This window comes from Massilia polaris (assembly GCF_012927275.1).
Lineage (GTDB): Bacteria > Pseudomonadota > Gammaproteobacteria > Burkholderiales > Burkholderiaceae_D > Telluria_A > Telluria_A polaris.
Window position 1 is genome coordinate 19,319 of sequence record NZ_JABBGG010000004.1, and the last position, 11,993, is coordinate 31,311.

The following is an 11,993-nucleotide window of genomic DNA, read 5'->3' on the forward strand; positions in this document are numbered from 1 at the left end:
CATCATGAATTTATTCTTCGAAGAGTCCGGCGATTTCAAGGCCGGCACCGTGCTGTCCCATGCGGGAGAGGCCTACCAGGTTGAACTGGCCAGCGGCAAGCGCACCAAGGTCAAGGCCAAGGACGTGCTGCTCCAGTTCGAAAAGCCCGACCCCGCAGAACTGATGGAACAGGCCAGGGTCGTGGCGCAGGACGCCGACCTCGAATTTTTGTGGGAAGTCGCGGGCCAGGAAGAATTCGGCTTCGCCGAGCTGGGCGCCGAATACTTCGGACACGCGCCGCTGCCGGTCGAGGCGGCAGGACTGATCCTCGCGCTGCACGGCTCGCCGATCTACTTTTACAAGAAAGGCCGTGGGCGCTACAAGGCCGCCCCGGAGCAAGCGCTGCGCGCGGCGCAGGCCGGCATCGAAAAGAAAAAACAGCAGCTGGTCATCCAGGCCGCCTATGTCGACGAACTCAAGGCCGGCAAGCTGCCGCAGGCGATGCAGCCGATGGTCAACCAGTTGCTGTTCAAGCCGGACAAGAACACCATCGAGTTCAAGGCGCTGGAAGCGGCGGCCGACGAACTGCACACGACACCGCAGCGGCTGATGCTGCAGGTCGGCGGCATCCCGTCGCCGAAGGACCTGCACATGGCGCGCTTCCTGTTCGAGAACTTCCCGCGCGGCGCCGGCTTCCCGGCCGTGCCGGCGCCGTCCGCGCCGGGCGGCCTGCCGGTCGCCGACGTGGCCGCGTTTTCGATCGACGACGTCACCACGACCGAGATCGACGACGCCTTCTCGGTACGCACGCTGGACGACGGCTCGGTGGTGGTGGGCATCCACATCGCCGCCCCGGGCCTGGGGGTCAAGCCGGACGACGCGATCGACAAGATGGCGCGTTCGCGCATGTCGACCGTGTATATGCCCGGCGATAAGATCACCATGCTGCCGGACGATATCGTCAACGCCTTCACGCTCGCCGAGGGCAAGAACTGCCCGGCGGTGTCGCTGTACGCGACGCTGAACCCCGCCGACTGGACGGTGCTGTCGACCGTCACGCGCGCCGAGCTGGTGCCGATCAAGAGCAACCTGCGCCACAACGACCTCGATGACCTGGTCAACGAAGAGACGCTGGCCAGCGGCGAAGGCGAGTACCCGCACAAGGACGAGCTGGCGCTACTGTGGAAATGGGCGCTGCAGCTCGAACAAGGCCGCATGAAGAAGCGCGAAGGCTTCGGCCTGAAGCCGGAGCAGAACAACCGTGTCGATTTCAACTTCTACGTCGACGACGATGTGGTCTCGGTGGTGCGGCGCAAGCGCGGCGCACCGCTCGACAAGATCGTCGCCGAGCTGATGATCTTCGCGAACAGCACCTGGGGCAAGCTGCTGCACGACAGCGGCGTACCCGGCATCTACCGCTCGCAGGGCGGCGGCACCGGTCCTGGCTGGGCCGCCAAGATGCAGGTGCGGATGGTGACGCACGCGGCGCCTCACCAGGGGCTGGGTGTCGACCAGTACGCGTGGAGCACCTCGCCGCTGCGCCGTTATACCGACCTGGTCAACCAGTGGCAGATCCTCGCGTGCGCCGAGCACGGCGTGACGGCGCCGCTGGTGGCGCCGTTCAAGCCGCGCGATGCGAATTTGTTTGCGATTGTGTCGGCCTTCGATGCAGCGTACGCGGCGTACAACGACCATCAGCAGAACATGGAACGCTACTGGTGCCTGCGCTGGCTGGGGCAGGAGGAAGCCAGGCAGGTGGACGCGGTGGTGCTGAAGGAAGAAGTGCTGCGGCTGGTCGATATTCCGCTGATTATTCGTCTGCCGGGCATGCCGCAGGTGGCGCGCGGCGCGCAGGTCAAGATCGATATCCTGCGCTGGGATGAAATCGACCTGTCGATTGAGGCGAGGCTGCTGGAAGTGGCTGCGGTCGCGCCGGCCGAAGTCGACCTCGATTTCGAGGAGGATGAAGGGCCGGATGCGGGCGAAGCCGCAGTCGAAGAAGTGGTTGAGGCGGAAGGCGTCGTCGCCGTCGTCACGACCGACCCGGAGCCGGAAGCCACATAGCGACGGCGGTGGAAATCAGTTGTGTCCCGCCACCACACACGGGTTAGAATTGCGCTTTCTCAGTTTCAAGCGAAGCACCGCGTGAAGTATTTTCGACAACATAGCACACTGACTATCGCGCTTGCGATTTCGGTCGCGGTCCATGCAGCCCTGCTCGCAGTACGCTTCGTTGCGCCGGACGCGTTCCGGCTGGAGCCGACCGATCCCGGCCTCGAAGTCATCCTCGTCAACGCCAAGCACAATAAAGCGCCCATCAAGGCGCAGGCGCTCGCACAGGCCAACCTCGATGGCGGCGGCAATGCCTCGGAAGGCCGCGCCAAGTCGCCGCTGCCAGACCTGCGCCGCATGGAAACGGGCGAAAGCGTCAAGGCCACCCAGCGCCGCATCGCCGAACTGGAACAGGCGCAGAAAAACCTGCTGACCCGCGCGCGCGATTCAAGTTTCAACGTCGCCCCGGTCACGGAGCGCGACAAGCCGGATCCGAACCGCACCGGCGCCGACCTGTTAGAAAGCAGCAAGGCGATCGCCCGCACGGCCGCTGAAATCACCCAGCGCATCGAAGACGAAAACAAGCGCCCGCGCAAAACCTTCATCACGCCTTCGACCCGCGAAGTCGGCTACGCGATGTACTACAAGACCATGCAGCGCAGGGTCGAGGAAATCGGCACGCTTAACTTCCCGCAGGCGCAGGGCCGCAAGCTGTATGGCGAACTGGTGGTCTACATCCCGATCTTCCAGGACGGGACCATCTACCAGAAGGACGGCGGCGCGCGCATCGAGAAAAGCTCGGGCAACCCGGAACTCGACAAGGCGGCGCTGGCCATCGTGCGCCGCGCCGCGCCGTTCGGACGCTTCCCGCCCAACATGCTCTCGTCCGACAAGGACGACCTGTGGGTGATCATCACGCGCTTCAAGTTCACGCGCGAAGAGCGCATGGAAGCCGACCTGCGCGGAGGCGCGCAGTGAGCGACCGCTACTGCGTCATCGGCAACCCCATCGCGCACAGCAAGTCGCCCGACATCCACGCCGCTTTCGCAGCGCAGGCCGGGCAAGTCCTCACCTATGAATGCTGCCTCGCGCCGCTCGACGGCTTTGCCGACACCGTCCGCGCGCTGATCGCGCAGGGCTACAAGGGCGCCAACGTGACCGTGCCGTTCAAGCTCGACGCCGCGGCCAGCGCCACCAGCCTGACCGAACGCGCGCGCGCCGCCGGCGCTGTAAACACCCTGAGCTTCGTCGATGGCGGGATCGTCGGCGACAACACCGACGGCGCTGGACTGGTCAACGACATCACCCGCAACGCCGGCGTGCCCGTTGCCGGCAAGCGCGTGCTGCTGCTTGGCGCGGGCGGCGCGGCGCGCGGCGTCATCCTGCCGCTGCTCGAGCAGGGCCCCGCCGAACTGGTGATCGCCAACCGCACGCGCGCCACCGCCGATGCGCTGGTCGCGGAATTCGGCTCGCCGCTGCTGCGCGCCTGCGGCTTCGGCGACATCGCCGAGCCCTTCGACATCGTCATCAACGCCACCTCGGCCAGCCTGGCCGGCGACCTGCCACCGATCCCGGCAGAAACTTTTTGCCAAGAAACACTTGCTTTGGATATGATGTACGGAAAGCAGCCTACTGTTTTCATGCAGTTTGCCAGCCGCCACGGCGCCCAGGTGCGCGATGGCCTCGGCATGCTGGTGGAGCAGGCTGCGGAAGCGTTCACGGTGTGGCGCGGGGTGCGCCCCGAGACGCCGGCAGTCCTTGAACAATTGCGTACATCACTATAACTAAAACAACGTATGGCCAAAGCTAGAGGGGGCAAGGCGCGCGCCAAAGCGGGCCGGCCCTGGATCAAATGGCTGATTTTCGGCCCGCTCATCATCGTCCTGCTCATCCAGCTGTACTTCTTCCTGATGATCTGCTGGTGGACCGTGTTCAATCCATCGTCGACCAGCATGATGCGCACCCAGATGTCATCGCTGCAGGAGACCAACTCGAAGGCCAGGCTACGCCACCAGTGGGTGCCGTACGAACGCATCTCGAATAACCTGAAACGCGCGGTGATCGCGTCGGAAGACGCCAACTTCAACGAACATGACGGCGTCGACTGGGCCGCGCTGCAAAAGGCCTACGAGAAGAACACGCGCCGCCACAAGGTGGTCGGCGGCGGATCGACCATCACGCAGCAGCTGGCCAAGAACCTGTTCCTGTCCGGCTCGCGCAGCTATGTGCGCAAGGCGCAGGAGATGGTGATCGCCTTCATGCTGGAGACGGTGATGAGCAAGGAGCGCATCCTCGAAATCTACCTGAACGTTGTGGAATTTGGACGCGGCGTGTTCGGCGCCGAAGCGGCGGCGCGCTACTACTTCAAGACCAGCGCGGCGGGCCTGGGCACCGCGCAGGCGGCCAGACTGGCGGTCATGCTGCCCAACCCGCGCTACTACGACCGGCACCGCGACACCCGCTATCTCGGGCGGCGCACCAGCACGATCCTGATCCGGATGAACTCGGCGGACCTGCCTTAAGCGTTTATTGGCAAAAAAGCAGCTTCCCCGCGTCAAAATTTTCGTTTCGGGGTGGTAGGGGCAGGGGCTAACGGGTACACTTGCGCTGTTCCGAAACGCGGCCGAGAAAAGCGCATGATCAACGTATTTGTCCTACAGAATGGCCGCCTCAACCAGGTACCCATCGAGACCCGCGAGGATCTCGAAAACGTCGCGCCCGTCTGGGTCGACCTGACCGACCCGACCGACGACGAGCGCGCGTGGGTCAAGGCGATCTACGGCGTGATTTTGCCTGGCGAAGACGAAGTCAAGGACATCGAAGCGTCGGCCCGCTACTACGAAGCGGAAAACGGCGACCTGCACCTGCGCACCGACTTCCTGCTCGAAGAAGACGACGGCCCGTCGCGCGTGGTCACGGTGGCGTTCATTCTGGCGCGCAAGATGCTGTTCTCGGTGCACACCGACGACCTGCCGGTGTTCCGGCTGGTGCGCATGCGCGCCCGTTCGCGTCCCGGCTCGATCGCCGACTACATGGACGTGCTGCTCGACCTGTACGCCACCGACGCCGAGTACTCGGCGGACGCGCTCGAAGGCATCTACCAGGACCTCGAAGAAGTCAGCCGGCGGGTACTGCAAAAGAACTTCACCGACCAGGACGCGGCCGACGCGCTGAACGCGATCGCACGCGAGGAAGACTTGAACGGCCGGATCCGCCGCAACATGATGGACACGCGGCGCGCGGTCAGCTTCCTGATGCGCGGGCGCCTGCTGAACGCCGACCAGTTCGAAGAAGCGCGCCAGATTTTGCGCGACATCGAATCGCTGGACGGCCACACCTCATTTCTGTTCGACAAGATCAACTTCCTGATGGACGCCACGGTCGGCTTCATCAACATTAACCAGAACAAGATCATCAAGATCTTCTCGGTCGCCTCGGTCGCCTTCCTGCCGCCGACCCTGATCGCCAGCATCTATGGCATGAACTTCAAGCGCTGGTTTCCCGAGCTCGACTGGGCCTGGGGCTACCCATGGGCGCTGGGCCTGATGCTGACCTCCGCGATCGCCCCCTTCCTGTACTTCCGCCACCGCGGCTGGCTGAAATAATTCCAGGCATCAGAAGTGCCAAAAAATTGGCACCAAGAAAATCGGGGTCCGTCCCCGGGGTCTGTCCCCGGGGACGGACCCCGATTTAGTTTGCAACAAAAATGGGGTGCTTTGCCCCAAGTTTTTTAGGCGAGCTTGGCGAATACGCGGCGGGCGGCGCCGATCGTTTCTTCGATGACGCTGTCGTCATGCATCGCCGAGACGAAGCCGGCCTCGAATGCCGCCGGCGCGAAGTACACGCCTTCGTCGAGCATCGCATGGAAGAAAGCGTTGAATTTGCTCTTATCGCCAGCCATCATCTCGGCGTAGCTGGTCGGGACTTCGGCACTGAAGTAGATGCCGAACATGCCGCCGACCGAGTCCGCGCAGAAGGTGACGCCGGCTTCTTTCGCCGCTTCCGCCAGCCCCGCGGCCAGCTTGGCGGTCTGCTCGGACAGGCGGCTGTAGAAGCCCGGCTGCTGGATCAGCTTGAGCGTGGCCATGCCCGCGGCAACGGCTACCGGGTTGCCCGACAGCGTGCCGGCCTGGTACACCGCGCCGATCGGCGCCATGTTCTGCATCAGCTCCGCACGGCCGCCGAAGGCCGCCACCGGCAGCCCGCCGCCAATGACCTTGCCCAGCGCGGTCAGGTCGGGCTGGATGTCGTACAGCTCCTGCGCGCCGCCCAGGCCCACGCGGAAGCCGCACATGACTTCGTCGAAGATCAGGACCGCGCCGTGGCGCGTGCACAGGGTGCGCAGCGCTTGCAGGAATTCCGGCGTCGCCTTCACCAGGTTCATGTTGCCGGCGACCGGTTCGACGATCACGCAGGCGATGGTGTCGCCCATCGAGTCGAACGCGTCTTCGATCTGCGCGACGTTGTTGTAGTCGAGGACCAGCGTGTGCTTGACGAAGTCTTCCGGCACGCCCGCCGAGGTCGGGTTGCCGAAGGTGAGCAGGCCGCTGCCGGCCTTGACCAGCAGCGAGTCGGCGTGGCCGTGGTAGCAGCCTTCGAACTTGATGATCTTGTCGCGGCCGGTGGCGCCGCGCGCCAGGCGCAGTGCGCTCATGGTCGCTTCGGTGCCCGACGAGACCAGGCGTACCTGCTCGATCGACGGCACCAGGCGGCAGATTTCTTCGGCCATGTCGACTTCGCCTTCGGTCGGCGCGCCGAACGACAGGCCGCGCGCGGCTGCTTCCTGCACCGCTTTCACCACTTCCGGATGGGCGTGGCCGACGATGGCAGGGCCCCACGAGCCGATGTAGTCGATGTAGCGCTTGCCGTCGGCGTCCCAGAAGTACGGGCCTTCGGCGCGGGTGATGAAGCGCGGGGTGCCGCCGACCGAGCGGAAGGCGCGCACCGGCGAGTTGACGCCGCCCGGCGTGGTTTTTTGTGCGCGTGCAAACAGCGTGTCGTTCCTGGAGGTGTGCTCAGTCATGGCTTACTCGATCGGTGTTGAGGTTGGGTTCATGGCCGCCGCTTGCGCGGCGTTGAAGAATTTGTTGGGTACCAGCTTGCCCATGCCGAAGCGCTGCGCGTGCGCCAGAGCGCCGGCGGTGAACGCGAGGGCGGCCGGTGTGGCTTGCAGCGGATCGGCGCCGGACGCCAGCATGGCGGCCAGGGTGCCGGAAATGGTCGAGCCGGCGCCGATGAACGGGCCGGGCAGGGTCGGCGTGCTGTAGCGGGCGATCTCGCCGTCTTCGCCGTACAGGGTGTCGGACAGCCTGCCGCCGGCCGATCCGGTGCCGGTGACCAGCACATAGCCGCAGCCGGTGCCGGTCAGTTCGGCAACGTCCTCAGCCAGTGTGCCGGGCCCGTCGCGCCAGGTTTCGGCCATGCGCGCCAGTTCGACCTGCGACACCAGCAGCAGCGCCGCCTGCGGCACCAGAATCTGGCGCACCGCGGTCAGCATGTCGTCGTCGAGCAGGCCCGAATCGGGAAGGCTGGACAGGAACGGATCGAGCACCATCGGGATGTCCGGGTAGTCGGAGACGATTTCGGCGACCGCGGCGACCTGTTCGACGCTGGCCAGCGCGCCGACCTTGAAGGCGCCGATCGGCATGTCTTCGAGCAGGACACGGGCCTGGTCGATCACCCAGTCGGCGTCGATTTCATGCATGTCGTCGACGTGCGCGGTGTCGGCGATCAAGAGGGCGGTGGTGACGGAAAGGCCATGGCAGCCGTGCGCGGAAAAGCACGCGAGGTCGGACTGGATGCCGGTGGCGCCGGATGGATCGGACACGCCGAAGCAAAGTATGAGTGGAGACGATTGGTTTTGCACGGCCAGTAGATTAAGATACCTGATTCGGCATTTTACTAGATAGAAGGATCAACAACGTGAGTAGCAAAGAATCAAGCGGCGCTTTCCAGGCCTGGATGTGCCTGATCTGCGGCTGGGTCTACGACGAAGCGGCCGGCGCACCCGAAGAGGGCATCGCTCCCGGGACCCGCTGGGCCGACGTGCCGATGAACTGGACCTGTCCTGAATGCGGCGCCCGCAAGGACGACTTCGAAATGACCGAAATCTGAGCGCAGGGCTGCGCTTGCGCCCTTGCCTTCCGAAAAGTTTATTCTACGCAACAGATAGTCGCACAAGGGGCAAACCCTATGCTATCGTTGCGACTCCGCCGAGTGAACTTTATATGACGACATCGCCGCAACCGACAGCCCTGAAAATCATGGTAATCGACGATAGCAGTACGATTCGCCGATCGGCCGAGATTTTCCTTACCCAGGCTGGGTACCAGGTGGTATTGGCCGAAGACGGCTTCGACGCCCTCGCCAAGATCAACGACCATCACCCGGCCCTGGTGTTTTGCGACATCCTGATGCCGCGCCTCGACGGCTACCAGGCCTGCGCGCTGATCAAGAAAAGCGCGCGCTTCCACGCTACCCCCGTTGTGATGCTGTCCTCGAAAGACGGCCTGTTCGACCGCGCCCGTGGCGCCATGGTCGGATCGAGCGCCTACCTCACCAAACCATTTAGCAAAGACAGCCTGCTGTCGGCGGTGCGCGAGCACACGGCTGGCGCCTTGTCGCAGGCTTGACCCAACACCAAATCCGGAGCGCCCTTTGGCCATTCAAAAAATCCTCATCGTCGATGACTCACCCACCGAACGCTACTACCTGACCGATATCCTGGTCCGCAACGGCTTTACCGTGACCACCGCCGAAAACGGCGAGGAGGCGCTGGCGAAGATCAAGGCCGACAAACCGGAGCTGATCCTGATGGACGTGGTCATGCCCGGCGCGAACGGCTTCCAGGTCACCCGCGCCATTTCGCGCGACCCGGAGCTGGCCGATGTGCCGGTCATCATCTGCAGCAGCAAGGACCAGGAAACCGACCGCATCTGGGGCATGCGCCAGGGCGCCAAGGATTACCTGGTCAAGCCGGTCGATCCCGAGCTGCTGCTGGCGCGTATCGCCAGCCTCGGCGCCTGATCGTATGAGCGGCGAGGGGTTTCCGGTACCGGGCGACGCGCGCCGCGGCGAAGCCCGGCCCGACGCGGCCGGACGGCGCGCGCGATTGCGCCAGTACCAGCAGCAGCTGCTCGAACGCATGCAGGCCGCGCGCACCAGCGGCGCCACCCGCCTGCACCAGCTGGGCGTGATGATCGGGACTGAACGCTTCCTGGTCGACCTGACCCAGACCGGCGAGATCGTGCCGCTGGCGCCGATCTGCACGGTGCCGCTGACCCAGCCCTGGTACCTCGGCCTGTCCAACATCCGCGGCAACCTGGTGGGCATCATCGATTACGCGCGCTTCCTCGACGCCGGCACCACCGCCGTGGCGCCCGACAGCCGCGTGCTGACCTTCGCGCACGGCCTTGGCTTCAACTGCGCGATCCTGGTCAACCGCGTGTACGGCCTGCGCCAGGCCTCCGAAATGCAAGTGGCGGGCGACCGCCTGCTCGACACCGATAACAATGAATGGATGCTGCTGGACCTGGCCGAACTGGTGCAGGACCCGCGCTTCCTGCACGTAGCCGCAGCAGCCTGAAATCAAGACCTTTACAAAAACTGACAAGGCCGCATCGATAGCGGCCGCACACTAGGGATGGGGGCAGTAAATGGGATTTGCGTGGAAGGGGCTTGGCCCTGAAGAGAAGCAGGATGGCGCCGCCGCAGTAGCGGGGCCTGACACCGAATTCGGCATCGAGCCGGCAGCGCCGGTGGCGCAACGGGACGCGCAGCCTGGCGCGCCGGACGACGCCAGCCCGCTCAGTATCGGTGGCGCGATCCGCCGCAAGCGCGGCGCCATTGCCGACGACGATACGCAAGACCAGCCGCTGCCGTTCATCGGCCACCTGTCGCTGTCGCGCCAGCTGCGTATCCTGCTGATGGTGTTCGGCGCCGGCATCCTGGTGACCATCCTCGCGCTGTGGCGTAACGCCGCCAGCAACGAGGTGGCGTCGGCCCAGACCCAGATCGCGTCCGACGCGCTGATGCACTCGCAGCGGATCGGCAAGGCCGCACCGAACGCGGTGCAGGGTAACGTCGACGCCTTCAAGCAGCTCGAGGAAAGCCGGGCCCTGCTCACACGCGACCTCAACCTGCTGTCGCGCGGCGGTTCGTTCGCCGGCAGCACCATTCCCGCGGCGCCGGGCAGCAAGAACAAGTCGCTCGCAGCGGTGCGCACCAAATGGGTAAGCTCGGACAACGCGGCCGGCACCATCCTGAAAATGAAGCCGGAGCTGACCAGTTTTGAAATAACCTTCAAGCAGCTCGATGTGCTGTCGCCTGAACTGCTGTCGATGTCCGACGCCCTTCTGAACCAGAAAGTACAAGGCGGCGGCAGCGCGCGCGAACTGGCCGCGATCGGCCGCATGATGATGCTGACCCAGCGCATGGCGCGCAGCTCGGGCGAATTCCTGACCTCGGGCGGCATCCGCTCGGATACCGCGTTCCAGCTGGGACGCGACACCACCACCTTCCGCCTGATCGTCGACGGCTTCCTGAACGGCAGCGCGCCGTTGCAGCTGGCGCCGGTGCGCGACCCGGAGATGCGTGAAAACGTCATGCGGATCAAAGCGAAGTTCGACACCTACCAGGGCCTGGTGGCTTCGGTGCTGGAAGACCTGCCGAAGTTCGCTGCGGCGAAGGCGGCCGAACAGTCGATCTTCTACGAGAACGAAGAAGTCCGTAAGCTGCTCACCAACCTGCAATCGAGCTTCCGTAGCGACCAGGACTCGGCCAACGCCTGGCTGGTCCTGTTGATGCTGTCGGCGCTGTTCACGCTGGCCACCGCGGCCGCAATCAGCCGCGTGATGCTGCAGGATTCGCGCAACCGCACCCGCGGCGCCGACCGCCGCCGCGAGGAAGCTGAAGCGATGCGCCTGACGGCGCAGGCCAAGGAAGAGGAAGCGAAAGCGACCAATGAACAGAACCAGGCCGCGATTCTGCGCCTGATGAACGAACTGCAGGAAGTGGCCGACGGCGACCTGACCGTCCATGCGACGGTGTCGGAAGACATCACCGGCGCGATCGCCGACTCGGTCAACTACACGGTGGAAGAACTGCGCGGGCTGGTCGAGCGCGTGACCGCCACCGCCGAACAGGTGACGACGGCGTCGGGCAACGCTCAGCAGATTTCCACCGAACTGCTGAGCGCCACCGAGCAGCAGTCGCGCGAGATCCAGGATGCGTCGAACACGGTCCTGAAAATGGCCGGCGAGATCAACGACGTGTCGCGCTCGGCGAACGAATCGGCCGACGTGGCGCGCCAGTCGGTGGCCGCGGCCCAGCAGGGTTCGACCGCGGTGGAGAACGCCATCAAGGGCATGCACGAGATTCGCGAGCAGATCCAGGAAACCTCGAAGCGCATCAAGCGCCTGGGCGAATCGTCGCAGGAGATTGGCGAGATCACCGAGCTGATTTCGGACATTACCGAACAGACCAACGTGCTGGCGCTGAACGCGGCGATCCAGGCCGCATCGGCCGGCGAAGCGGGACGCGGCTTCTCGGTGGTGGCGGAAGAGGTGCAGCGGCTGGCGGAACGCTCGGCCGAGGCGGCCAAGCAGATCGGCGCGCTGGTGCGCACCATTCAGACCGACACCCACGACGCGGTGGCGGCAATGGAGAAGTCGACCCAGGGCGTGGTCGAGGGAGCCAGGCTGTCGGATGCGGCGGGCGCCGCGCTGTCGGACATTTCGGGCGTGTCGAACCGCCTTGCGGAGCTGATCCAGGGGATCTCGTTCGCCACCGAGCTGCAGGCCACGTCGGCGAACGGCGTTGCCCACAACATGCAGCACATCCTGTCGGTAACCGAACATACCCAGGACGGCACCCAGCAGACGGCCCAGTCGATTCGCCAGCTCAGCTTGCTGGCGCAGGAGCTCAAGAACTCGGTATCGCGATTCCGCATCGCAGCCTGACC

The 11,993-nt window shown here is 64.8% G+C and carries 12 protein-coding genes; 10 read left to right on the top strand and 2 right to left on the bottom strand.

Annotated elements, in window-relative coordinates:
- The first annotated feature begins 4 nt into the window (after nucleotides 1–4).
- The 5 genes from HHL21_RS08090 to corA all read left to right on the top strand — a co-directional run bounded on the left by HHL21_RS08090 (nucleotide 5) and on the right by corA (nucleotide 5,637).
- A complete protein-coding gene (locus HHL21_RS08090) occupies nucleotides 5–2,044 on the top strand; it encodes a ribonuclease catalytic domain-containing protein (RefSeq protein WP_169464755.1) in 2,040 nt (679 codons plus the stop codon).
- An 81-nt stretch (nucleotides 2,045–2,125) separates the two neighbouring features.
- The gene (locus tag HHL21_RS08095) at nucleotides 2,126–3,010 is read left to right on the top strand and encodes an energy transducer TonB (protein WP_169464756.1); all 885 of its coding nucleotides are present in this window, start codon (nucleotides 2,126–2,128) and stop codon (nucleotides 3,008–3,010) included.
- Nucleotides 3,007–3,816: a shikimate dehydrogenase gene (gene aroE, locus HHL21_RS08100; protein ID WP_169464757.1), complete on the top strand. Its 810-nt coding sequence runs from the start codon at nucleotides 3,007–3,009 to the stop codon at nucleotides 3,814–3,816. The genes HHL21_RS08095 and aroE overlap by 4 nt, the downstream gene beginning before the upstream one ends.
- A 12-nt stretch (nucleotides 3,817–3,828) precedes the next feature.
- Nucleotides 3,829–4,554 (top strand): monofunctional biosynthetic peptidoglycan transglycosylase, encoded by a 726-nt coding sequence (gene mtgA, locus HHL21_RS08105; RefSeq protein ID WP_169464758.1) that lies wholly within the window; start codon nucleotides 3,829–3,831, stop codon nucleotides 4,552–4,554.
- 114 nt (nucleotides 4,555–4,668) lie between these two features.
- Nucleotides 4,669–5,637, top strand: coding sequence for a magnesium/cobalt transporter CorA (gene corA / locus HHL21_RS08110; protein WP_169464759.1), 969 nt, complete (start codon nucleotides 4,669–4,671; stop codon nucleotides 5,635–5,637).
- Between the two features lie 125 nt (nucleotides 5,638–5,762).
- Here the strand turns inward: corA and hemL are convergent, their stop codons facing one another.
- Together hemL and thiD are read right to left on the bottom strand one after the other, a co-directional pair.
- Nucleotides 5,763–7,055 (bottom strand): glutamate-1-semialdehyde 2,1-aminomutase, encoded by a 1,293-nt coding sequence (hemL, locus tag HHL21_RS08115; RefSeq protein ID WP_169464760.1) that lies wholly within the window; start codon nucleotides 7,053–7,055, stop codon nucleotides 5,763–5,765.
- A gap of 3 nt (nucleotides 7,056–7,058) precedes the next feature.
- Nucleotides 7,059–7,859: a bifunctional hydroxymethylpyrimidine kinase/phosphomethylpyrimidine kinase gene (thiD, locus tag HHL21_RS08120; protein ID WP_370659687.1), complete on the bottom strand. Its 801-nt coding sequence runs from the start codon at nucleotides 7,857–7,859 to the stop codon at nucleotides 7,059–7,061.
- A 134-nt stretch (nucleotides 7,860–7,993) separates the two neighbouring features.
- On the opposite strand from thiD, the gene HHL21_RS08125 reads away from it, so the two are divergent.
- The 5 genes from HHL21_RS08125 (at nucleotide 7,994) to HHL21_RS08145 (ending at nucleotide 11,991) form a co-directional block, all read left to right on the top strand.
- Nucleotides 7,994–8,146 carry a rubredoxin gene (locus HHL21_RS08125; protein WP_020652007.1) on the top strand — a complete coding sequence of 51 codons (153 nt, stop codon included), beginning with the start codon at nucleotides 7,994–7,996 and terminating at the stop codon, nucleotides 8,144–8,146.
- Nucleotides 8,147–8,259: 113 nt separating this feature from the next.
- Nucleotides 8,260–8,664 carry a response regulator gene (locus HHL21_RS08130; RefSeq protein WP_169464762.1) on the top strand — a complete coding sequence of 135 codons (405 nt, stop codon included), beginning with the start codon at nucleotides 8,260–8,262 and terminating at the stop codon, nucleotides 8,662–8,664.
- 25 nt (nucleotides 8,665–8,689) lie between these two features.
- Nucleotides 8,690–9,058, top strand: coding sequence for a response regulator (locus HHL21_RS08135; RefSeq protein WP_169464763.1), 369 nt, complete (start codon nucleotides 8,690–8,692; stop codon nucleotides 9,056–9,058).
- A 4-nt stretch (nucleotides 9,059–9,062) separates the two neighbouring features.
- Nucleotides 9,063–9,617: a chemotaxis protein CheW gene (locus HHL21_RS08140; protein ID WP_169464764.1), complete on the top strand. Its 555-nt coding sequence runs from the start codon at nucleotides 9,063–9,065 to the stop codon at nucleotides 9,615–9,617.
- Nucleotides 9,618–9,687: 70 nt separating this feature from the next.
- Entirely contained in the window at nucleotides 9,688–11,991 is a 2,304-nt protein-coding gene (locus HHL21_RS08145; protein WP_169464765.1) for a methyl-accepting chemotaxis protein, read from the top strand.
- Nucleotides 11,992–11,993: the final 2 nt, after the last annotated feature.

Coding starts and splice junctions, on each gene's coding strand:
- corA (WP_169464759.1), top strand. CDS start 4,669: ATGATCAACGTATTTGTCCTACAGAATGGCCGCCTCAACCAGGTACCC.
- hemL (WP_169464760.1), bottom strand. CDS start 7,055: ATGACTGAGCACACCTCCAGGAACGACACGCTGTTTGCACGCGCACAA.
- mtgA (WP_169464758.1), top strand. CDS start 3,829: ATGGCCAAAGCTAGAGGGGGCAAGGCGCGCGCCAAAGCGGGCCGGCCC.
- HHL21_RS08140 (WP_169464764.1), top strand. CDS start 9,063: ATGAGCGGCGAGGGGTTTCCGGTACCGGGCGACGCGCGCCGCGGCGAA.
- HHL21_RS08125 (WP_020652007.1), top strand. CDS start 7,994: ATGTGCCTGATCTGCGGCTGGGTCTACGACGAAGCGGCCGGCGCACCC.
- HHL21_RS08090 (WP_169464755.1), top strand. CDS start 5: ATGAATTTATTCTTCGAAGAGTCCGGCGATTTCAAGGCCGGCACCGTG.
- HHL21_RS08130 (WP_169464762.1), top strand. CDS start 8,260: ATGACGACATCGCCGCAACCGACAGCCCTGAAAATCATGGTAATCGAC.
- HHL21_RS08145 (WP_169464765.1), top strand. CDS start 9,688: ATGGGATTTGCGTGGAAGGGGCTTGGCCCTGAAGAGAAGCAGGATGGC.